The 21885-nt window shown below is 63.7% G+C and carries 17 protein-coding genes; 11 read left to right on the top strand and 6 right to left on the bottom strand.

Going from position 1 to position 21885, the window contains the following annotated elements; all coding sequences use genetic code 11:
• Positions 1 to 38 precede the first annotated feature (38 nt).
• From HU770_RS09885 to HU770_RS09860, 6 genes are all read right to left on the bottom strand, one after another.
• Positions 39 to 3134: an MdtB/MuxB family multidrug efflux RND transporter permease subunit gene (locus HU770_RS09885; RefSeq protein ID WP_186663562.1), complete on the bottom strand. Its 3096-nt coding sequence runs from the start codon at positions 3132 to 3134 to the stop codon at positions 39 to 41.
• Positions 3131 to 4402, bottom strand: coding sequence for an MdtA/MuxA family multidrug efflux RND transporter periplasmic adaptor subunit (locus HU770_RS09880; RefSeq protein ID WP_186663561.1), 1272 nt, complete (start codon positions 4400 to 4402; stop codon positions 3131 to 3133). The genes HU770_RS09885 and HU770_RS09880 overlap by 4 nt, the downstream gene beginning before the upstream one ends.
• Before the next feature lie 230 nt (positions 4403 to 4632).
• Positions 4633 to 5133, bottom strand: a complete 501-nt coding sequence (gene tpx, locus HU770_RS09875) for a thiol peroxidase (RefSeq protein ID WP_033697401.1) — start codon at positions 5131 to 5133, stop codon at positions 4633 to 4635.
• 168 nt (positions 5134 to 5301) lie between these two features.
• Positions 5302 to 6582: a serine/threonine transporter gene (locus HU770_RS09870; protein ID WP_047583738.1), complete on the bottom strand. Its 1281-nt coding sequence runs from the start codon at positions 6580 to 6582 to the stop codon at positions 5302 to 5304.
• Positions 6583 to 6778: 196 nt separating this feature from the next.
• Positions 6779 to 7975: an amino acid aminotransferase gene (locus tag HU770_RS09865; RefSeq protein WP_033697399.1), complete on the bottom strand. Its 1197-nt coding sequence runs from the start codon at positions 7973 to 7975 to the stop codon at positions 6779 to 6781.
• Between the two features lie 138 nt (positions 7976 to 8113).
• Complete coding sequence (locus HU770_RS09860) at positions 8114 to 9139, bottom strand: Ldh family oxidoreductase (RefSeq protein WP_033697397.1); 1026 nt, start codon at positions 9137 to 9139, stop codon at positions 8114 to 8116.
• Between the two features lie 142 nt (positions 9140 to 9281).
• Here HU770_RS09860 and HU770_RS09855 point away from each other — a divergent pair, with 142 nt between their 5' ends.
• The 11 genes from HU770_RS09855 to HU770_RS09805 all read left to right on the top strand — a co-directional run bounded on the left by HU770_RS09855 (position 9282) and on the right by HU770_RS09805 (position 21852).
• Positions 9282 to 10154, top strand: a complete 873-nt coding sequence (locus tag HU770_RS09855; RefSeq protein WP_033697396.1) for a MurR/RpiR family transcriptional regulator — start codon at positions 9282 to 9284, stop codon at positions 10152 to 10154.
• Positions 10155 to 10175: 21 nt separating this feature from the next.
• Complete coding sequence (locus tag HU770_RS09850) at positions 10176 to 10928, top strand: transporter substrate-binding domain-containing protein (RefSeq protein WP_186663560.1); 753 nt, start codon at positions 10176 to 10178, stop codon at positions 10926 to 10928.
• Positions 10929 to 11168: 240 nt separating this feature from the next.
• On the top strand, positions 11169 to 11888 hold the full coding sequence (locus HU770_RS09845; RefSeq protein WP_186659543.1) for an ABC transporter permease subunit: 720 nt from the start codon (positions 11169 to 11171) through the stop codon (positions 11886 to 11888).
• Positions 11885 to 12595, top strand: a complete 711-nt coding sequence (locus HU770_RS09840) for an ABC transporter permease subunit (RefSeq protein ID WP_033697392.1) — start codon at positions 11885 to 11887, stop codon at positions 12593 to 12595. Before HU770_RS09845 ends, HU770_RS09840 begins: the two co-directional genes overlap by 4 nt.
• A 16-nt stretch (positions 12596 to 12611) precedes the next feature.
• On the top strand, positions 12612 to 13856 hold the full coding sequence (locus HU770_RS09835; protein ID WP_186663559.1) for an FAD-binding oxidoreductase: 1245 nt from the start codon (positions 12612 to 12614) through the stop codon (positions 13854 to 13856).
• A 20-nt stretch (positions 13857 to 13876) separates the two neighbouring features.
• On the top strand, positions 13877 to 14659 hold the full coding sequence (locus HU770_RS09830; protein ID WP_186659542.1) for an amino acid ABC transporter ATP-binding protein: 783 nt from the start codon (positions 13877 to 13879) through the stop codon (positions 14657 to 14659).
• Between the two features lie 369 nt (positions 14660 to 15028).
• A complete protein-coding gene (locus HU770_RS09825; protein WP_186659540.1) occupies positions 15029 to 15838 on the top strand; it encodes a type 1 glutamine amidotransferase in 810 nt (269 codons plus the stop codon).
• Between the two features lie 355 nt (positions 15839 to 16193).
• Positions 16194 to 17105, top strand: a complete 912-nt coding sequence (kdgD, locus tag HU770_RS09820; RefSeq protein WP_033697388.1) for a 5-dehydro-4-deoxyglucarate dehydratase — start codon at positions 16194 to 16196, stop codon at positions 17103 to 17105.
• A 103-nt stretch (positions 17106 to 17208) separates the two neighbouring features.
• Positions 17209 to 18570, top strand: coding sequence for an MFS transporter (locus HU770_RS09815; protein ID WP_033697387.1), 1362 nt, complete (start codon positions 17209 to 17211; stop codon positions 18568 to 18570).
• Positions 18571 to 18648: 78 nt separating this feature from the next.
• Positions 18649 to 20202 carry a galactarate dehydratase gene (gene garD / locus HU770_RS09810; RefSeq protein WP_186663558.1) on the top strand — a complete coding sequence of 518 codons (1554 nt, stop codon included), beginning with the start codon at positions 18649 to 18651 and terminating at the stop codon, positions 20200 to 20202.
• 69 nt (positions 20203 to 20271) lie between these two features.
• Positions 20272 to 21852 (top strand): aldehyde dehydrogenase (NADP(+)), encoded by a 1581-nt coding sequence (locus HU770_RS09805; RefSeq protein WP_186663557.1) that lies wholly within the window; start codon positions 20272 to 20274, stop codon positions 21850 to 21852.
• Positions 21853 to 21885: the final 33 nt, after the last annotated feature.

Genomic DNA, 21885 nt, shown 5'->3' with positions numbered 1-21885 from the left:
AATCAGCTTGCAGCTTGCGGCTTGATGCTTGAGGCCGCTCATGCCGGCTCCTCCGCAACGTCCTGCCGACCAAAACGATGCGCAAGCCGATCAAAATAAAGGTAGATGACCGGCGTGGTGAACAGTGTCAGCACCTGGCTGACCAGCAGCCCGCCCACCATCACCAGGCCCAGCGGCTGGCGCAGTTCGGCACCGGAGCCGGTTGCGAGCATCAGCGGCACCGCACCGAACAACGCGGCCAGGGTGGTCATCAGGATCGGCCGGAAGCGCAGCAACGCGGCCTGGTAGATGGCGTCCTGCGGGGTCATGCCCTGATGGCGTTCGGCTTCAAGGGCAAAGTCGATCATCATGATCGCGTTCTTCTTGACGATGCCGATCAGCAGGATGATGCCGATGATGGCGATCATGCCCAGGTCGTTGCCACTGATGAGCAATGCCAGCAACGCGCCGACCGCCGCCGAGGGCAAGGTCGAAAGGATGGTGACCGGGTGGACGTAGCTCTCGTAGAGCACACCCAGCACGATGTACATGGTCACCACGGCGGCGAGAATCAGCAGCAAGGTGCTCGACAGCGAGGCCTGGAAGGCTTCTGCGGCGCCCTGGAAGCGGGTTTGCACGCCAATCGGCATGCCGATCTCCTGCTGCACCTGCTCGATGACCTTCACCGCCTCGCCCAGCGACGCGCCATGTGCCAGGTTGAACGACATCATCACCGCCGGGAACTGGCCGATGTGCGAAATCGCCAACTGCGCCTGGCGCTGCTCGATACGCGCCAGCGCCGACAACCGCACCTGGCCGCCATCGGTGGCCTTGACGTGGATCGACTCCAGCGCCTGCGGGCCGATGCTGGCGGCGGCTTGCGACTGCAGCACCACGCGGTACTGGCTGGCCTGGGTGTAGATGGTCGAGATCTGCCGCTGGCCGAAGGCGTCGTACAAGGCGTTGGTGATCTGCGCAACCGTGATGCCAAGGCGGCTGGCCATGTCGCGGTCGATCACCAGGTACACCTGCAGGCCCTTGTCCTGCAGGTCGCTGGCCACGTCGGCAAGCTCCGGGCGCTGTTGCAGCGCCTGCACCAGCTTGCCGCTCCACTGCGCCAGCAGGTCGGCGTCAGGCGAGGACAGGCTGAACTGGTACTGGGTGCGGCTGACCCGATCCTCGATGCTCAAGTCCTGCACCGGCTGCATGAACAGGCGGATGCCCACCAGCTTGTCGAGCTGCGGCTGCAGGCGGCTGATGACTTCGCCGGCGGTGACGTCACGTTCACCGTGCGGCTTGAGGTTGATCAGCAAACGCCCACTGTTGAGCGTGGCGTTGTCGCCATCCACGCCAATGTAGGACGACAGGCTCTGCACGGCCGGGTCCTGCAGGATTACCTTGCTCAGCGATTGCTGGCGCTCGCTCATGGCGGCGAACGAGGTCGATTGCGGCGCTTCGGAAATACCCTGGATCACGCCGGTGTCCTGCACCGGGAAGAAGCCCTTGGGCACCGCCATGTAGAGCACCACGGTAAGTGCAAGGCTGGCCACCGCCACCAGCAGGGTCAGCGGCTGATGCCTGAGCACCCACTGCAGGCCGCGGCCGTAGTGCTCGATGAGCCAGTCGATCCAGGCGCCACTGGCGCGGTAGAAACGGCCCTGCTCTTCTTCCTTGGGCTCGCGCTTGAGCAAGCGCGCGCACATCATCGGCGTGAGGGTCAGCGACACGACCAGGGAAATCAGGATCGCCACCGCCAGGGTGATCGCGAACTCGCGGAACAGCCGGCCGACCACATCGGCCATGAACAGCAGCGGGATCAGTACCGCGATCAGCGAGAAGGTCAGCGATATCAGGGTGAAGCCGATCTGCCGGGCGCCCTTGAGCGCGGCCTGCATGGGGGTTTCGCCCTCCTCGATGTGCCGGGAGATGTTCTCCAGCATGACGATGGCATCGTCCACCACGAAACCGGTGGCGATGGTCAGGGCCATGAGGGTCAGGTTGTTCACCGAAAAACCGGCCAGGTACATCACGCCAAAGGTGCCGATCAGCGACAGCGGTACGGCAATCGACGGGATCAGGGTGGCACTGAAACGGCGCAGGAACACGAAGGTGACCATGACCACCAGGACGATGGCGATCAGCAACTCGTGCTGCACGTCCTTGACCGCAGCGCGGATGGTCTGGGTACGGTCGGTGAGCACCGACACGTCGAGGCCGGCCGGCAGGTTGTCGGTGATCGAAGGCAGCAGTTCCTTGATCCGGTCGACCACTTCGATGACGTTGGCCCCCGGCTGGCGCTGAATGTTCAGCAACACGGCCTGGTTTTCGTTGGCCCAGGCGGCGAGGCGCTCGTTTTCGGCACCGTCGACGATCTCGGCCACATCCTTCAGGCGCAGCGGCGCACCGTTGTTGTAGGCCAGGATCAGGTTGGCGTATTCCGCCGGGGAACGCAGCTGGTCGTTGGCATCGAGCATCGACACCCGGGTCGGGCCGTCGAAGTTGCCTTTGGGCTGGTTGACGTTGGAGGCGCCGATCAACGTACGCACGTCATCGAGGTTGAGGCCATTGGCAGCCAGGGCATCGACGTTGACCTTGATGCGCACCGCCTGGCGTTGGCCACCGGCGATACTGACCATGCCCACGCCACTGATCTGGGCGAGCTTTTGCGCCACCCGGGTATCGACCAGGTCGTTGAGCTTGGGCAGCGGCATGGTCTTGGAGGAAATGGCCAAGGTCAGCACCGGGGTGTCGGCCGGGTTGACCTTGTTGTACACCGGCGGTGCGGGCAGGTCGCTGGGCAGCAGGTTGCTGGCCGCATTAATCGCTGCCTGCACCTGTTGCTCGGCGACATCCATGTTCATGTCGAGGCTGAAGCGCAGGGTCAGCACCGAAGCACCGCCGGAGCTGGTCGAGGCCATCTGGGTCAGGCCCGGCATCTGCCCGAACTGGCGTTCAAGCGGCGCGGTGACCGCACTGGTCATGACTTGCGGGCTGGCGCCGGGGTACAGGGTCATGACCCGGATGGTCGGGTAATCGACCTGAGGCAGGGCCGAAACCGGCAACAACGTGTAGGCAATCAGGCCGGCCAGGACGATGGCCAGCATGCTCAGCGTGGTGGCGACCGGCCGCAGGATGAACAGGCGCGAGAGGTTCATGCGCCCGCCTTGCCTGCTTCAGCAGCCTGGGCGGCGCCCTTGGCGTCCTGGCCTTGCAGGTGCTGACCGGGGGCGGTCGGCACTTGCGAGCTGTCTTCGACCACGTCCACCTTGGTGCCCTCTCGCAGCCGGTCGGTGCCTTCCAGCACCAGGCGGTCGCCGGCAGCCAGGCCTTCGAGAATCACGCTGTTTTCACCATCGCTGGCACCGACCTTGAGCTTGCGCACGTTGACGGTGTTCTCGGCGTTGATCACATAGGCGAAGGTGCCGTCGTTACCGAACTGGATGGCCGCCGCAGGGGCCATTACCACCTGCTTGAGGGTGTCGGCCAGCAGGCGCACGTTGACGAACTGGTTGGGGAACAGGGCCAGGTCCTTGTTCTCGAACCGGCCCTTGAACTTGAGGGTGCCGGTGGTGGTGTCGATCTGGTTATCGATACTGCCCAGTACACCGCTGGACTGCAGCTTGCTGTCGCTGCGGTCCCAGGCTTCGACCGGCAGGCTGGCGCCGCTGCGATAACGTTCCAGTACGGTGCTCAGCTCAGTTTCCGGCAGGGTGAACACGACGTTGATCGGCTCGGTCTGGGTGATGACGACCAGCGCCGTGGTGTCGTTGGCGGCTACCAGGTTGCCCAGGTCGAGCTGACGCAGCCCTACACGGCCATTGATCGGCGCACGGATCTGGGTGAAATCGAGGTTCAGGCGCGCGTCGTTGACCTGCGCCTGGTTGGTCTTGACCAGGCCCTGGAACTGCGCGACCTGGGCTTCGGCGGTGTCGAGGGTCTGTTTGGCGATGCTGTCTTCGGCATACAGGCCTCGGTAGCGCGCGACGTCTACCTGGGCGTTCTTCAACTGAGCCTGGTTCTGCGCCAGGGTGCCTTCGGCCTGCTGCAAGGCGATGCGGTAGCTGCGCGGGTCGATCTCGGCGAGCAGGTCGCCGGCCTTGACCTGCTGGCCTTCCTTGAAGTGGATCTTGACCAGCTCACCGCCCACCCGGCTGCGCACGTTGACGGTGTTGGTCGCGGTGACCGTGCCCAAGGCTTTGTAATAGAGCGGGAAGTCGCCAACCCGTGCCGGCTCGACGCGTACCGGCACCGGGTCGCTGGATGCGCCGAACCCTGGGCGCCCGCCCTTGCCCATGCGCCCGCTGCCGGCCTCTGTGTGGGCCGGTGTTGCGGGCCACAGCCACCAGGCCAGCAAGGCCACCAGCAGCAGGATCAGCAGGCCGACGAGCCAGCGACGGGAGGAAAGGGATTTGGACGCTTGCATGGGTTGAACGAACCTTGTTCGGAATAACGATGTGGGGAGGGTGAACGATAAGCACTGGCATCGTTTTAGCAAAGGCCCTTTACCAGAGGTTTACCTTTGGCTGACGTTGCCAAAACGCTGAACTTTAAACGAAAACGGCCCGGAAATCGTTCCGGGCCGTTACAGGGTGTTGCTTGGAGCGGTGGGCGTGGCAGGAGTTCCGTTACCGGTACCGGCCCCGCCAGAAGCCCTTACTTCAGGACAGCCAGCGCTGCCTCGTAGTTAGGCTCTTCAGCGATTTCAGCTACCAGCTCGCTGTGCAGCACCTTGTCGTTCTCGTCCAGTACCACTACCGCACGCGCAGCCAGGCCGGCCAGCGGGCCGTCAGCAATCGCCACACCGTAGTTCTCGAGGAACTCGGCGCCGCGCAGGGTCGACAGGTTTTTCACGTTCTCCAGGCCTTCGGCACCGCAGAAGCGCGCCTGGGCGAACGGCAGGTCGGCGGAAATGCACAGCACCACGGTGTTGGCCACGTCATTGGCCTGGGCATTGAACTTGCGCACAGAGGTGGCGCAGGTTGGGGTATCGACGCTCGGGAAGATGTTCAGCACCTTGCGCTTGCCGGCGTAGTTCTGCAGCGACTGGTCGGCCAGGCCTTCACCCACCAGCGAGAAGGCTGGGGCCTGAGCACCGGCCTGCGGCAGGTTGCCCTTGACCTGAACCGGGTTGCCTTTGAGAGTCACTTGAGCCATGAACGAAATCCTTATGCGGGGTTTGAAAAGGACACTGAGTTAAGCATGAAGGCGGCCGGGTGCCTATGGGTGAAGTTAAAATTGTTCTATTGCCAGACAATTATTGTGGACAAAAAAAATGCCCAGATCACGACAAGCGACCTGGGCACTGCTTGCAGCGGTGGTGAATCAGCTCAGCAAGCCGTAAACCACCGAAGTCAGCGCAACCACGCCGATTGTCACGACGAACACATTGGACATCGCGCCGCTGTACTTGCGCATCGACGGTACACGGCGAATGGCGTACATCGGCATCAGGAACAGCAACACCGCGATGATCGGGCCGCCCAGCGATTCGATCATGCCCAGAATGCTCGGGTTGAGGGTGGCGACAATCCAGCAGACCACCAGCATCAGCGCAGCGACCACGCGGTCCAGGGTTTTTGCACCCGGGCGCGCACCGGCCTTGACGATGATGCCCTTGAGGCCTTCGCTGGCGCCGATGTAGTGGCCCAGGAACGACTTGGCGATGGCAATGAAGGCGATCAGTGGTGCGGCAAAGGCGATGGTCGGGTTGCTGAAGTGGTTGGCCAGGTACGACAGGATCGACAGGTTCTGCGCCTTGGCCTCAGCCAGTTGGGCACTGCTGAGGGTCAGCACGCAACTGAAGACGAAGAACAGCACCATGGCCACCATCAGCAGGTGGGCGCGGGCGAGGATCTGGCCGCTGCGCTCATCGGCATGCTCGCCGTAGCGGCGCTTCTGGTCGACGGCGAAGGCCGAGATGATCGGTGAGTGGTTGAACGAGAACACCATCACCGGAATCGCCAGCCACACGGTGTGCAGGAAGGCGGAGCCCGAGGGCAGTTGCGTGGCGCTGTCGAGGATACCCCCGGTCCAGTGCGGGACCAGGTACAGGCCCAGCAACGCCAAGGCAACGATGAACGGGTAGACCAGCAGGCTCATGACCTTGACCGTAGCCTGCTCACCGCAACGCACAATGGCCAGCAGGCCGAGGATCAGCACGAACGACAGCAGCGCCCGTGGCGGCGGCGTCATGTGCAACTGGTGCTCCATGAAGCTGGTAACGGTGTTGGTCAGCGCCACGCTATAGATAAGCAGGATCGGGAAGATGGCGAAGAAGTACAGCACGGTGATCAGCGCACCGGCCTTGATGCCGAAATGTTCCTCGACCACTTGCGTGATATCGCCGCCCGTGCGCCCGGAAAGGACAAAACGGGTCAGCCCGCGGTGGGCGAAGTAGGTCATCGGGAAGGCCAGTACGGCCAGGATCAGCAACGGCCAGAAGCCGCCCAAGCCGGCATTGATGGGCAGGAACAAGGTGCCTGCACCGATGGCGGTGCCAAACAGGCCCAGCATCCAGGTGGTGTCTTGACGTGCCCAGCTGCCCAAGGCTGCCGGGGTCGATTCTTCATAGCGCCGTTCGACGCTTGGGGCCTGCTCATTCATTCCGGGTGTAGCTCCACTCGCAAGACTGCAACAGGCTGAGAGTGGCGAAACAGACGTATCGCACCCCTCAACCGAAAAAGAGGGCGCGATTGTGCACTGAAAGGTTGCACTTGCGAAGCCCCGTCCGAGGGACGGTTGCACTTGTCATGACAACAAGGTGAAACCAAGGGGGCCGCTTTGCGGCCCCCCTGTCACATTACTGCTGAACGGCGGCGAACGCCTCGGCCACCCGTTGCAGGTTGGCCGGCCGCAGGCCAGACATGCACACCCGGCCACTGTCGATCAGGTACACGCCGAACTCGTCACGCAGGCGACGCACCTGCTCGACGCTGAAACCGGTGTAGCTGAACATGCCGCGCTGGCGCAGGAAGAACTGGAAGTCCTGCCCCGGCAGCAGCGTGCCCAGGGCATCGACCAGTGCCTGACGCATGTCGAGGATACGCTTGCGCATCACTTCGACCTCCGCCGCCCACTGGGCATTGAGCGCGGCATCGCCGAGCACACCGGCAACCAGCTGAGCACCGAAGTTGGGTGGGCTGGAGTAGTTGCGGCGCACGGTAGCCTTCAACTGGCCGAGTACGCTCTGGGCAGTGGCGTCGTCGTCGCAGACCACCGACAGGCCCCCTACTCGCTCGCCGTACAGCGAGAAGATTTTCGAGAACGAGTTGCTGACCAGGCACGGCACGCCGGCACGGGCCATTTCGCGGATGGCGAAGGCATCTTCGACCAGCCCCTCACCGAAGCCCTGGTAGGCGATATCGAGGAACGGGATCAGCTGACGCGCCTTGACCACTTCCACCACTTGCTGCCACTGGTTCTGGTCCAGGTCGGCACCAGTCGGGTTGTGGCAGCACGGGTGCAGCAGCACGACGCTGTTGGCCGGCAAGGTCTGCAGCGCTTGCAGCATGCCAGCGAAGTCGACGCCACGGCTGGTCTGGTCGAAGTACGGGTAGCTATTCACCTTGAAACCGGCGCCTTCGAAGATGGCGCGGTGGTTATCCCAGGTCGGGTTGCTGACCCAGACTTCGGACTGCGGGAAATAACGCTTGAGGAAGTCGGCACCGACTTTCAGTGCGCCAGAACCGCCCACGGTCTGCACGGTGGCCACTCGGCCGCCGGTCACCGCCGGGTGATCGGCACCGAACAGCAGGGCCTGAATGGCCTGGCGGTAGCTGGCCAGGCCTTCCATCGGCAGGTAGAGCGAGGCTTCGTGAGCCTGGCCGGCGATGCGTTTCTCGACCGCATCCACCGCTGCCAACTGCGGCACCACGCCGGCTTCATCGTAGTACAGGCCGATACTCAGGTTGACCTTGTCGGCACGGGGATCGGCCTTGAAGGTTTCCATCAGCGAGAGGATCGGGTCGCCGGCATAGGCATCGACATGTTTGAACACAGCGTGCAGCTCCTTGGATCAGGACAGTTCGGAAAGGCTGCCCTGAGGATACCCGGAGTCGCTGCTGAGTAACATCACCTATTGTGCAGGTTGTCTATGCAAGATTGCACAGCCGCCGATCTGCGCCGACAGCCTGGCTCAGCCCAGCAGCGCCTTGAGGCCATGCAGCTCCTGCTCGGTCAGCGCCACGCCCTCCTCCTCGGCCACTTCACGCTCGCGGTAGCGGCGCTCGCCCGGCATGCGCGTCAACCCCACCGCCTGCATCTGCTCCACCAGTTCGCGGCTGCGCTGGGCAAAACGCTCGCCTTCGGCCTTGCTCGGGTCGATGACGATGATCAACTGCCCGGTCCATGGCGTTTTCGCCCCTGGGTGCCCGGACCAGTCGAACTCCCAGGAAAAGTGCCCGCCGGTCAGCGCTGCGGCCAACAACTCGACCATCATCGACAGCGCCGAACCCTTGTGCTCGCCAAACGGCAACAAGGCGCCGCCTTCGAGAATGGCCTTGGGGTCGGTGGTCGGCTGGCCATTGGCGTCCACGCCCATGCCCTCGGGCAACTGCTGGCCAGCCCTGGCGGCGATCTGCACATCACCGTGGGCCATGGCGCTGGTGGCCATGTCGAAGACGATCGGGTCGTGTTCGGCACAGGGCGCGGCAAAAGCGATGGGGTTGGTGCCGAACAGCGGCTTGCGGGCGCCATGCGGCACCACGCAGGTCATGCTGTTGACCACGCTGAGCGCCACCAGGCCCTCGTCGGCGAACGGCTCGACATCCGGCCACAGTGCGGCGAAATGGTGCGAGTTGTGGATGGCCAGCACGGCGATACCGGCGCTGCGGGCCTTTTCCAGTAACAGCGCACGGGCCGCTGCCAGTGCCGGCTGGGCGAAGCCGCCGGCGGCATCGACACGCACATAACCGGAGGCCACGTCGGTCACCTTCGGGGTGGCACGGCCATTGACCCAGCCGCTGGCCAGGGTCGAAACATAGCCCGGAATACGGAACACCCCGTGGCTGTGGGCGCCATCGCGCTGGGCGCTGGCGCAGTTGTGGGCAAGCACCTGGGCCACTGTCTCGCTGCAGCCATGACGCTGAAAAATCGCCTGCAAGAGGGTCTGCAGCTCGGTAAAAGGCACGCGTACGACAGTGCCGGTGGAAGGTGCGGACATCTGAAGCTCCTTGTTGGAATTGGAATGGCTACAGCGTTGCAACGACAAAAACTTTCCTGCATGTGACAGCTATCTGTCAAATGTTGACTTGATGACAGAAAACATTCATTTTCTATCGCAAGCCTCACCCCGGAGATGCAGCATGAGCCAACCGATCAAGCAACGCCTGGAAAACAGCCTGCAAGGGGCCGCCGCCTCAGGCCGCACGATCGCCAGCTACATGCTCGCCAACCTGCACGAACTGCCGTTCCAGACCTCGGCAAGCATTGCTGCCAAGCTCGGCGTCAGCGAATCCAGTGTCGGCCGTTTCTGCCGCTCGTTAGGTTATGCCCACCTCAAGGCGCTCAAGCAAGACCTGCAGAACGACCTGGGCGATGGCCCATGGCTGGTGGGTGACCGCCTGCAAGACTACCGCCAGAACCACGATGCCAGCGACACCGCCGGCAGCCTGGAGCTGGAAATCGCCGCCCTGGTCCGAGTGCACGAGTACCGCCAGAGCGAGCCCTGGCACCGCGCCGCGCAACGTCTGGCGAGCAAGCAGCGGGTATTCGTCGCGGGCTTTCAGACCGAGCGCGGCGTCGCCATGTGCATGAGCCACCTGCTGCAGTACCTGCGCGATGGCGTGCAACTGGTCGACCTCAGCGCCGGGCATTTCGGCGACGTGCTGCTGGGCCGCGCCGAAGACAGCGCACTGGTGGTGTTCGAGGCCCGCCGCTATTCACGTCACGCCCTGCAGCTGTGCCAGAAGGCGCGCGCAGCCGGCATTGCGGTCACCCTGGTGACCGACACCTTCTGTGACTGGGCCGATGCCAACGCCGACGAGGTGTTCCGCATCCCCACCGAGTTCAATCTGTTCTGGGAATCCACCGCGACCATGCTGTCGTGGGTGCACCTGATGGTCAACGAGGTCTGCAAGAAGCTCGGGCCGGATGTTGAAAAACGCTTGGAAGCGACTGCCGCTCTACATAACGAATTCGTCGGCTACACCTCGTGGCCGTCGGCAAAACAACAATAGCAAGAGTGCAAGAGGTGCGAGATGAACAAGACCATGGCTATGGTGGGTGCGTGTGCCCTGCTGCTGACGGGCGCCGCCAGTGCCGAAACCCTGCGCTTCGCCACCGAGGGCGCGTACCCGCCCTTCAACTATGTCGACGCCGATAACCAACTGCACGGCTTCGACATCGACATCACCCACGCCCTGTGCGAACAGATGAAAGTCGAGTGCACGCTGGTGGCCCAGGATTGGGAAGGCATCATCCCGGCCCTGATGGCACGTAAGTACGACGCCGTGGTCGCGTCGATGATCGACACCGAAGAGCGCCGCAAGAAAATCGCCTTCACCGATCATTACTACCGCACCCCGCTGACCGTGGCCGTGGCCAAGGACAGCGAGATCAGCGACGCTCAGAACAATTTCGTCGGCTACACCGTCGGCGCGCAGTCCTCTTCGACCCAGGCCATCTATGCCGAAGACGTCTATGGCAAGGCCGGTGCCGATGTGAAGCTGTACCCGACCATGGACGAAGCCAACGCCGACCTGGCCGCGGGCCGCCTGGACGGGGTGATCGCCGACAAGTTCCCCCTGCACGAGTGGATGAACAAGAACGGCCAGGACTGCTGCAAGATCCTCGGCGACGTAGCCGACACCAAGGCCGACGCCGCCATTGCCGTGCGCAAGGATGACGAGGCGCTGCGCCAGCGCCTGAACACCGCGCTGCAACAGATCGTGGCCAACGGCACCTACCAGAAGATCGCCAGCAAGTACTTCGCTTTCGATATCTACAACTGATCTGTAGGAGCGGCCTTGCGTCGCGAAAGGGCTGCGTAGCGGCCCCGGGATTTATGCAACGGCACAGATTGCCGGGGACGTTTTGCGGCCCCGGGATTTATGCAACGGCACAGATTGCCGGGGACGTTATGCGACCCCGGGATTTATGCAACGGCACAGATTGCCGGGGCCGCTACGCGGCCCTTTCGCGACGCAAGGCCGCTCCTACAGCGACCGCATTACCCGTCCAAGGGGTTTGTCATGCTCGATCAATTGTCCTTGCTGTCTTTCGCCAGCGGAGGCTGGGGCCAGGCGTTGCTGGCCGGTGCCCTGGTAACCGTCTCGCTGGCCCTCGCCTGCCTGCCCATCGGCCTGCCCCTGGGGCTGGCCGTGGCCCTCGCGGCGCGCTCGCGCAAGCGCCTGCCCCGGGCCTGGGCCACGACCTTCTCGACCGTGTTCCGCGGCCTGCCCGAACTGCTGACCTTGCTGATCATCTATTACGGCTGCCAGATCGCAGCGCAAAAGCTGCTGGCCGCCATGGGCTACCAGGGCGAGTTCCAAATCAACACCTTCCTGGCCGCGATGATCGCGTTCAGCCTGGTGTTTGCCGCGTTCTCCAGCGAGATCTGGCTGGCCGCCTTCAAGACCCTGCCCAAAGGGCAGCTTGAGGCCTGCTCGGCATTGGGCCTGAGCAAACGCACAGGCTTCTTCAAGGTGGTGCTGCCGCAACTGACACGCATCGCCCTGCCCGGCCTGTCCAACAACTGGCTGTCGTTGCTCAAGGACACCTCACTGGTGTCGACCATCTCGCTGGTCGACCTGATGCGCCAGACCAACCTGGCGGTGAGCGTGACCAAGGAACCGATGTTCTTCTATGGCGTTGCCTGCCTGGGCTACCTGCTGTTTTCGGCAGTCTCGGGCCGGGTCTTTGCCTTCATCGAGCGGCGTAGCAGCCGCCACCTGCAAGGAGCCCGGGCATGAACGTCGAACAATGGCTGGCGGTAGTCCTCGACCCCGACCTGCTGGAACGCTACGGCCCCCGCTTCGTCGATGGCCTGCTGGTAACGGCCAAGCTGGTGGCGATTTCGTTCACCCTGGGTGCTGTGCTCGGCCTGTTGCTGGCACTGGCACGCCTGTCGCGCAGCCAACTGCTGCAACGCATGGCCGCCGGTTACGTGTACTTCTTCCGCGGCTCGCCGCTGCTGGCTCAGTTGTTCCTGCTTTATTACGGCCTCGGTTCGCTCAAGGGGTTCTGGCAAGACGTCGGCCTGTGGTGGTTCTTCCGCGAGGCCTGGTTCTGCACCTTGCTGGCGTTCACCCTGAACACCGCCGCCTACCAGGCCGAGATCTTCCGCGGCAGCCTGATGGCCGTCGCCCCTGGGCAGTACGAAGCTGCGCGGGCGCTGAACCTGAAACGCTCGACCACCTTCTTCAAGGTGATCCTGCCGCAGTCGTTGCTGGTGGCCATCGGCCCACTGGGCAATGAATTGATACTGATGATCAAGGCCAGCGCCATTGCCTCGCTGGTAACCATCTACGACCTGATGGGCGTGACCAAACTGGCGTTCTCGCGCAGCTTCGACTTCCAGATCTACCTGTGGGCTGCTGTGCTCTACCTGGTGATCGTCGAGCTGGTGCGGCGCCTCCTGAAACACCTGGAAGCCCGCCTGGGCCGCCACCTGAACTGACCGAAGGATACCTACCATGCATTGCCAGACCCTCGTCCTCGGCGCCGGCATTGTCGGCGTCAGCACCGCGCTGCACCTGCAGGCGCGTGGGCGCCAGGTGATTCTGATCGACCGTGACGAACCCGGCAGCGGTACCAGCCATGGCAACGCCGGGCTGATCGAGCGCTCCAGCGTCATCCCGTATGCCTTCCCGCGCCAAGCCGGTGCGCTGCTGCGCTACGGCCTGAACCGCCAGCCTGACGTGCGCTACAGCCTCCTGCACTTGCCCAAGGCCGCGCCCTGGCTGTTGCGCTACTGGCGCCAATCGGCGCCGGGGCGCCTGGCGGGCGCCGCTGCCGACATGCTGCCGCTGGTGCAACGCTGCGTCGAGGAGCATGACGCCCTGATCAAAGCCGCCGGCCTTGAAGGGCTGGTACAGGCCAAAGGCTGGATCGAAGTGTTCCGTGACCCGGCCCTGTTCGAGCAGGCCAAGGCCGAGGTCAAAGGCCTGAGCCGCTACGGCCTGCAGTATGAAATCCTCGAATGCGGGCAGCTCCAGGCCCGCGAGCACCAACTGGACAGCACCGTGGTCGGTGGCATTCACTGGCTCGACCCGAAGACGGTGAACAATCCCGGTGGCCTCACCCGGGGCTATGCCGCGTTGTTCGTGCAGCGTGGTGGGCAGTTCCTGCATGGCGATGCGCGCAGCCTGCGCCAAGTGGAAGGGCAATGGCAGGTCGACAGCCGTCGTGGCCCTGTCACCGCAAACGAAGTGGTGGTCTGCCTCGGTCCACAGTCGGCAGACTTGTACGAAGGCCTGGGCTACAAGATCCCGTTGGCGATCAAACGCGGTTACCACATGCACTACAGCACCCGCGACGGTGCGCAACTCGAACACTCGGTCTGCGATACCCAAGGCGGCTACGTGCTGGCGCCCATGGCCCGGGGCGTGCGCCTGACCACCGGCATCGAGTTTGCCGCCAGTAATGCGCCCGGCAACGAGATCCAGCTGCGCCGCTGCGAGGCCTTGGCCAGGCGCTTGTTCCCGGCGCTCGGCGAGCGCCTCGACGACACCCCTTGGCTGGGCCGTCGCCCGTGCCTGCCAGACATGCGCCCGGTAATTGGCCCTGCCCCTCGGCACCAAGGCCTGTGGTTCAACTTCGGCCATGCCCACCATGGCCTCACCCTTGGCCCGGTCAGTGGCCGGCTGCTGGCAGAGCTTCTGACCGGCGAGCGCCCCTTTACCGACCCTGCGCCCTACAGCGCGACGCGTTTCGACTGAACCTTGCGGAGAACAACAATATGACCGCCCCTCTAAGCCTTGCCAGCCTTGCCCCAGAACCCGACCCGCGCCCGGTACTCATCCGCATCGAGGGCCTGAACAAGCACTATGGCGCGTACCATGTGCTGCGCGACATCAACCTGCAGGTACGCGAAGGCGAACGCATCGTCCTCTGTGGCCCGTCCGGTTCGGGCAAGTCGACCCTGATCCGCTGCATCAACCGCCTGGAAGTGGCCCAACAGGGCAGCATCCAGGTTGATGGCACCGACCTGGCTGCCACCACACGCCAGGCGGCGCAGATCCGCAGCGAAATCGGCATGGTGTTCCAGCACTTCAACCTGTTCCCGCACATGACTGTGCTCGACAATTGCCTGCTGGCCCCTACCAGCGTGCGCGGGCTGTCGCGTAAGGACGCCGAAGAACGGGCACGGATGTACCTGTGCAAGGTCGGCATCGAGTCCCAGGCGCACAAATACCCCAGCCAGCTTTCCGGCGGCCAGCAGCAACGCGTGGCCATTGCCCGCGCCTTGTGCATGAAACCCCGGATCATGCTGTTCGATGAGCCGACCTCGGCACTGGACCCGGAAATGGTCGCCGAAGTGCTGGATGTCCTGGTGCAACTGGCCGGCACGGGCATGACCATGCTCTGCGTTACCCATGAGATGGGCTTTGCCCGGCAGGTGGCCGAACGGGTGCTGTTCCTTGAGGGCGGGCAGATCATCGAGGACAGCCCGCCACAGGTGTTCTTCAACCAGCCCAAGACAGAACGGGCCAAGGGTTTCCTGGCGCAGATTCTGCACTGAGCCCGTTCCTCCCTGTACCGGCTTCCTTTGTCAGCGGGCTTGCCCACTAAGAAGCCGGTACAGGCCCCCTTCATTGCAGCGGTGCAATGAACCAACTGCGTCGTTAAATATAATTGACCTAACCCCCTGCCAAACCCTTGCCGCTACAGGGCTGCAACGGTTTAACCCCCCTGAATTCGGCGTATCCCTCCCGCTAAAGCCTCTACCAGTCGTTTGACATATCGAACGGCTCTGGCAAGCTATCAACAAGTCCCGACCGGAATCGTCGCCTCTGACGAGCCGGCAGTGCTCGGGGCTTCAGGTCGCACACAAGGCCCCGGCCGTGCGCCTGCACAACAACGACAGGTCGAACCTGTCCCAAGGTGACATATGTCCAACAGCAACATTGGCAACAAGCAACCTTCCCTGCGCAAACCCGTCGTCCTGATGACCATGGGCAGCCAAGAGCGCAAAGGCCATGACTATCAGGTCATGACCCATAAATACATCACGCCGCTGGTCGACTTCGCCGATTGCGTCCCGGTCCTGGTACCCACTTGCTGTGGCACCGAAGACCTCGAGACCTATCTGAACATGGCCGACGGCGTCTACCTGACCGGTGCCGGCAGCAACATCGACCCGGCCCTGTACGGCCAGGACAACGAAACCCCGGGCAAGGGCCAGGACAAGGCACGCGACCTGTTCGACATCCCGCTGGTCAAGGCAGCCATCAAGCGTGGCCTGCCGATTTTCGGCATCTGCCGCGGCATGCAGGAAATCAACGTGGCCCTGGGTGGCGACATCTATCAGAAGGTGTATGCCGAGCCAGGCTTCAACGACCACCGTGAAAACCCCGAAGACCCGGTCGAAGTACAGTACGCCCAGGTCCACAGTGTGAAGGTCAAGCCAGGCAGCTGGCTGCGCGACATCCTGGGCTGCGACGAGATCCGCGTGAACTCGCTGCATGGCCAAGGCCTGCGCAACCTGGGTAAAGGCATCGAGCCAATTGCCCTGGCCGAAGACGGCCTGGTCGAGGCCATCCATGCCCCAAGCATTTCGCCCTTCCTGTTCGCGGTGCAGTGGCACCCCGAGTGGCAAGCCGCGAAGAACCCTGATTCGATCAAGATCTTCCAGGCGTTCGGCGATGCGTGCCGTGCCCAGGTCCGCAAGTCCCAGGTCAAGCACCATCAGGCTGCCTGACACAAAGCTTCGTTAGCTTTGATCGCGGGGCGGCGCAAGGCCGCCCCCGCTTCCCCGGTCACCCTCTGCTGGTCCCAGAACACTTCCCGTGGAAGCGGGCGGCGGGCTTGTGCCTGTCTCCGCGATCGTTTTTTTAGCCATCCCCCGCTTAAGAGATACGATGACTGTTCAGGTGGTTGTCGTGGGATTTTCTGTGCCTAGAAGATCGATCGCCCCCCCCCCAACACCCCAGCCAAGCACCCAACTCATAAAAATTTCTCCCAAGGCACTAGCCATTCCCCTAGTTGTACGATAACTTACCTCTATCGCAGCACATCACTCCCTTCACCCCAAGCGCCTCAGGATGCCAACAACAATGAATCCACAAGAACTGAAATCCATCCTCTCCCACGGCCTGCTGTCTTTCCCGGTCACCGACTTCAATGCCCAAGGCGACTTCAACCAGGCTGGCTACATCAAGCGCCTGGAATGGCTCGCCCCCTACGGCGCCAGCGCCCTGTTCGCGGCCGGTGGTACCGGTGAGTTCTTCTCCCTGGCGGCCAGCGAGTACAGCCAGGTGGTGAAGACCGCCGTCGATACCTGCGCCACCTCGGTACCGATCCTTGCCGGCGTCGGCGGCTCGACCCGCCAGGCCATCGAATACGCGCAAGAAGCCGAGCGCCTGGGTGCCAAGGGCCTGCTGCTGCTGCCCCACTACCTGACCGAAGCCAGCCAGGATGGCGTCGCCGCCCACGTCGAAGCCGTGTGCAAATCGGTGAAGATCGGGGTGGTGGTCTACAACCGCAATGTCTGCCGTTTGAATGCCGACCTGCTGGAAAAGCTCGCCGAGCGCTGCCCGAACCTGATCGGCTACAAGGACGGCCTGGGTGACATCGAGTTGATGGTGTCGATCCGTCGCCGCCTGGGCGATCGCTTCAGCTACCTGGGTGGCCTGCCGACCGCCGAGGTGTATGCTGCGGCCTACAAGGCGCTGGGCGTGCCGGTGTACTCCTCGGCCGTGTTCAACTTCGTGCCGAAGACCGCGATGGACTTCTACCACGCCATCGCCCGCGAAGACCACGCCACCGTCGGCAAGCTGATCGATGACTTCTTCCTGCCGTACCTGGACATCCGTAACCGCAAGGCCGGCTACGCCGTGAGCATCGTCAAGGCGGGCGCGAAGATTGCCGGTTACGACGCAGGCCCGGTACGCACGCCGCTGACCGACCTGACCGGCGAAGAATACGAAATGCTCGCAGCGCTGATGGACAAGATGGGTCCGCAATAAGCGAACCCCTGCGGCCTGAACTGCCGCCGCCGGAGTGGGAGCCCCCCACCCCGGCTACAACTCGTGAGCCCGCACAAAAATAACTAGTGGGAGTATTACCAGCATGCAAGCGACTAAAAAGACGCATGTGCGCTACCTGATCCTGTTCATGCTGTTTCTGGTGACCACGATCAACTATGCCGACCGCGCCACCATTGCAATCGCAGGCTCCAGCCTGCAGAAAGACCTCGGCATTGACGCCGTTACCCTCGGTTATATCTTCTCCGCCTTTGGATGGGCTTACGTGGCTGGCCAGATTCCTGGTGGCTGGCTGCTCGACCGTTTCGGCTCCAAGAACGTCTACGCGTTCAGCATCTTCACCTGGTCGCTGTTCACCCTGCTGCAAGGGTTTGTCGGTGGCATGCCGGTGGCCTGGGCGGTGGTAACCTTGTTCACCCTGCGCTTTCTGGTCGGTTTCGCCGAAGCCCCGTCGTTCCCGGGCAACGCCCGCATCGTCGCGGCCTGGTTCCCCACCGCAGAGCGCGGTACGGCGTCGGCCATCTTCAACTCGGCGCAGTATTTTGCCACCGCACTGTTTGCCCCGATCATGGGCTGGATCGTGTTCAGCTTCGGTTGGGAACACGTGTTCGTGGTGATGGGCGTGCTCGGTATCCTGTTCTCGTTCGTGTGGCTGAGAACCATCTACAACCCCAAGCAACACCCGCGCATCAGCCAAAGCGAGCTCGAACACATCGAGCAGAACGGCGGCCTGGTAGACATGGACCAGAAACGCGGCAACGACGGCCCGAAATGGGGCTACATCAAGCAGCTGCTGACCAGCCGCATGCTGCTTGGGGTGTACCTGGGCCAGTACTGCATCAACGCCATCACCTACTTCTTCCTGACCTGGTTCCCGGTGTACCTGGTGCAGGAGCGCGGCATGACCATCCTCAAGGCGGGTGTCATCGCCTCGCTGCCCGCCATCTGTGGTTTCATCGGTGGCGTGCTGGGCGGTGTGCTGTCGGACTGGCTGCTGCGCCGCGGCAACTCGCTGACCTTCTCGCGCAAGCTGCCCATCGTCTGCGGCCTGTTACTGTCGACCACCATGGTCTTCTGCAACTACGTCGATGCTGAGTGGATGGTGGTCGGTTTCATGACCTTGGCCTTCTTCGGCAAGGGCATTGGCGCACTGGGCTGGGCGGTGGTCGCCGACACTTCGCCGAAGCAGATCGCTGGCCTGTCGGGCGGGTTGTTCAACACCTTCGGCAACATCGCCTCGATCACCACGCCCATCGTCATCGGCTACATCATCAGCGCCACCGGCTCGTTCAAGTGGGCCCTGGTATATGTGGGCGCCAACGCGCTGGTCGCGGTGTTCAGCTACCTGGTGATCGTCGGCCCGATCAAGCGCATCGAGCTGCGTGAAACCCCAAAGGCTGAAGCCGAGCCCGGCGCCAATGGCGAACTGGCAAGCTCTCGTCACTGAGTGAACACGCCCGCCGCCGGCACCTGCCGGCGGCGGGCGGATGTATAAAGCCTGAGCAATCACTAGAAGGGCCCGAACATGCAGTTGATCGAACATTCCGACTCGCCCCGCTACGTCCGCCTGCACGATGACGACAATGTCGTGGTAGTGGTCAACGACGGTGGCCTGGGTGAAGGCGCCCGCTTCCCCGACGGCCTGACCCTGGTCGAAGGCGTGCCACAGAGCCACAAGGTGGCCACCGTGCTGATCGCCAAGGGCGAGCCGGTGCGCCGCTATGGGCAGGTCATCGGCTACGCCCTGGAAGACTTGCGCCAGGGCACCTGGGTGCAGGAACGCCAGCTGGCCATGCCAGAGGCGCCGGCGCTGGACAGCCTACCGCGTTGCGATGCCGTGCCCGAGGCCCTGCCGCCGCTCGAAGGCTTCACCTTCGAGGGCTACCGCAATGCCGACGGCACCGTGGGCACCCGCAACATCCTTGGCATCACCACCACCGTGCAATGCGTGACCGGCGTGCTGGAGCATGCGGTCAAGCGCATTCGCCAAGAACTGCTGCCCAAGTACCCCCACGTCGATGACGTGGTCGCCATCACCCACAGCTACGGCTGCGGCGTGGCGATCAATGCCCGCGATGCCTACATCCCGATCCGCACCGTGCGCAACCTGGCGCGCAACCCCAACCTTGGTGGCGAAGCGCTGGTCATCAGCCTGGGCTGCGAAAAACTGCAGGCCGGCCAGGTCATGCATGACAACGATCCGTCGGTAGACCTCAGCGACCCGTGGCTGTACCGCCTGCAGGATGCCAGCCTGGGCTTCGGCGAAATGATCGAACAGATCATGGCGCTGGCTGAAACCCGCCTGAAAAAGCTCGACCAGCGCCGCCGCGAAACGGTGCCCGCCAGCGAGCTGATCCTGGGCATGCAGTGTGGCGGCAGCGATGCGTTCTCCGGCATCACCGCCAACCCGGCACTGGGCTACGCCTCGGACCTGCTGGTACGTGCGGGTGCGACCGTGCTGTTTTCGGAAGTGACCGAAGTGCGCGACGCCATCTACATGCTGACCTCCCGCGCCGAGAACCAGGACGTGGCCGAGGCGCTGGTGCGTGAGATGGACTGGTACGACCGCTACCTGCAACAAGGCGCGGCCGACCGCAGCGCCAACACCACGCCGGGCAACAAGAAGGGTGGGTTGTCCAACATCGTCGAAAAGTCCCTGGGCTCGATCGTGAAGTCCGGCAGCGGCGCCATTCAGGGCGTGCTTGGCCCTGGCGAGCGGGTGGCGCGCAAAGGCCTGATCTTCTGCGCCACCCCGGCCAGCGACTTCGTCTGCGGCACCTTGCAACTGGCGGCCGGGATGAACCTGCATGTGTTCACCACGGGCCGCGGCACACCGTACGGCCTGGCCATGGCCCCGGTGGTCAAGGTCTGCACCCGCACCGAACTGGCCGAACGCTGGCCCGACTTGATCGACATCGACGCAGGGCGCATCGCCACAGGCCGCTCGAGCATCGAGGAACTGGGTTGGGAGCTGTTCCACTACTACCTGGACGTGGCCAGCGGCCGCAAGCAGACCTGGGCCGAGCAGCACAGGCTGCATAACGACATCACCCTGTTCAACCCGGCGCCGATTACCTGAGGGCCTTGGGGCTGCTTTGCAGCCCTTCTTGAGCGCCTAACCCCTACATTCACCTACAGGAGTGCCAAAATGCCTGAGATCCTAGGCCACAACTTCATCGCCGGTCAGCGCAGTGCCGCTGGCGCGCAACGCCTGCAGAGCCTGGACGCCACCACCGGCGAGGCCCTGCCTTACAGCTTCGTGCAAGCCACTGAAAGCGAAGTCGACCAAGCCGCCCAGGCCGCCGCTGCCGCCTTTGCCGAGTTCCGCCAACTGGCCCCGGCGCGCCGCGCCGAGTTCCTCGATGCCATCGCCGCCGAGCTGGATGAACTGGACGACGCCTTCGTCGCCATCGTCTGCCGCGAAACCGCCCTGCCTGCAGCGCGGATCCAGGGCGAGCGCGGCCGTACCAGTGGCCAGATGCGCCTGTTCGCGCACGTGCTGCGGCGCGGTGACTACCTCGGTGCACGCATCGACCTGGCCCTGCCCGAGCGCCAACCACTGCCTCGCGTCGACCTGCGCCAGATGCGCATCGGCGTAGGCCCGGTCGCCGTGTTCGGTGCCAGCAACTTCCCGCTGGCCTTCTCGACGGCCGGAGGCGACACGGCTGCCGCCCTCGCCGCTGGCTGCCCGGTGGTGTTCAAGGCACACAGCGGCCACATGGCCACAGCAGACCTGGTCGGCTGTGCAATCCAGCGCGCCGCCGAGCGCACCGGCATGCCCAAGGGCGTGTTCAACATGGTCTTCGGCGGCGGTGTCGGCGAATGGCTGGTCAAGCACCCGGCCATCCAGGCGGTCGGTTTCACCGGCTCGCTCAAGGGTGGTGACGCCTTGTGCCGCATGGCCGCCGAGCGCCCACAGCCAATCCCGGTATTCGCTGAGATGTCCAGCATCAACCCGGTGATCATCCTGCCTGGTGCCCTGGCCAAGCGCGGCGAAGCCATCGCCCGCGAACTGGCGGGCTCGGTGTGCCTGGGTGCCGGCCAGTTCTGCACCAACCCGGGCCTGGTGATCGGCCTGCAATCGCCGCAATACAGCCAACTGCTCGCCGAGCTCGGTCAGCACCTCGAGCAACAGGCCGGCCAGACCCTGCTCAACGCTGGCGGCCTGCGCAGCTATGTGGGCGGCCTGGAACACCTGCACGCCCATGCGGGCATCGAACACTTGGCTGGCCAACCGCAAGCAGGCAGCCAGGCGCGGGCCCAGCTGTTCAAGGCACAGGCGCGCCTGCTGGTCGACGCCGACCCCTTGCTGCAAGAAGAAGTGTTTGGCCCGACCACCGTGGCCGTCGAAGCCCAGGACAACGCACAGCTGCGCGCCGCCCTGCTTGGCCTGCGTGGCCAGTTGACCGCGACCCTGATCGGCGAGCCTGAAGATTTCGAAGCCTTCGCCTGGCTGGTGCCTCTGCTGGAAGAAAAGGTCGGTCGGATTCTGGTCAATGGCTACCCCACCGGCGTCGAAGTGTGCGATGCCATGGTCCACGGCGGGCCGTACCCGGCTACGTCGGATGCGCGCGGCACCTCGGTCGGCACCTTGGCCATCGACCGCTTCCTACGCCCGGTGTGCTACCAGAACTACCCGCAGGCGTTGCTGCCTGAGGCACTTCGCGATGAGAACCCGCTGGGGTTGCGCCGGTTGGTGAATGGGCAGTGGAGTGACGGGGGGATCTGATCGCCCTGAAACGTAAAAGCCCCGCACACGTCG

This window comes from Pseudomonas sp. SWRI68 (assembly GCF_014269165.1).
GTDB classification, from domain to species: domain Bacteria; phylum Pseudomonadota; class Gammaproteobacteria; order Pseudomonadales; family Pseudomonadaceae; genus Aquipseudomonas; species Aquipseudomonas capeferrum.
This window is presented reverse-complemented; position numbering and strand designations above follow the sequence as displayed.

Coding starts and splice junctions, on each gene's coding strand:
- HU770_RS09885 (WP_186663562.1), bottom strand. CDS start 3,134: ATGAACCTCTCGCGCCTGTTCATCCTGCGGCCGGTCGCCACCACGCTG.
- HU770_RS09880 (WP_186663561.1), bottom strand. CDS start 4,402: ATGCAAGCGTCCAAATCCCTTTCCTCCCGTCGCTGGCTCGTCGGCCTG.
- tpx (WP_033697401.1), bottom strand. CDS start 5,133: ATGGCTCAAGTGACTCTCAAAGGCAACCCGGTTCAGGTCAAGGGCAAC.
- HU770_RS09870 (WP_047583738.1), bottom strand. CDS start 6,582: ATGAATGAGCAGGCCCCAAGCGTCGAACGGCGCTATGAAGAATCGACC.
- HU770_RS09860 (WP_033697397.1), bottom strand. CDS start 9,139: ATGTCCGCACCTTCCACCGGCACTGTCGTACGCGTGCCTTTTACCGAG.
- HU770_RS09855 (WP_033697396.1), top strand. CDS start 9,282: ATGAGCCAACCGATCAAGCAACGCCTGGAAAACAGCCTGCAAGGGGCC.
- HU770_RS09850 (WP_186663560.1), top strand. CDS start 10,176: ATGAACAAGACCATGGCTATGGTGGGTGCGTGTGCCCTGCTGCTGACG.
- HU770_RS09845 (WP_186659543.1), top strand. CDS start 11,169: ATGCTCGATCAATTGTCCTTGCTGTCTTTCGCCAGCGGAGGCTGGGGC.
- HU770_RS09840 (WP_033697392.1), top strand. CDS start 11,885: ATGAACGTCGAACAATGGCTGGCGGTAGTCCTCGACCCCGACCTGCTG.
- HU770_RS09835 (WP_186663559.1), top strand. CDS start 12,612: ATGCATTGCCAGACCCTCGTCCTCGGCGCCGGCATTGTCGGCGTCAGC.
- HU770_RS09830 (WP_186659542.1), top strand. CDS start 13,877: ATGACCGCCCCTCTAAGCCTTGCCAGCCTTGCCCCAGAACCCGACCCG.
- HU770_RS09825 (WP_186659540.1), top strand. CDS start 15,029: ATGTCCAACAGCAACATTGGCAACAAGCAACCTTCCCTGCGCAAACCC.
- kdgD (WP_033697388.1), top strand. CDS start 16,194: ATGAATCCACAAGAACTGAAATCCATCCTCTCCCACGGCCTGCTGTCT.
- HU770_RS09815 (WP_033697387.1), top strand. CDS start 17,209: ATGCAAGCGACTAAAAAGACGCATGTGCGCTACCTGATCCTGTTCATG.
- garD (WP_186663558.1), top strand. CDS start 18,649: ATGCAGTTGATCGAACATTCCGACTCGCCCCGCTACGTCCGCCTGCAC.
- HU770_RS09805 (WP_186663557.1), top strand. CDS start 20,272: ATGCCTGAGATCCTAGGCCACAACTTCATCGCCGGTCAGCGCAGTGCC.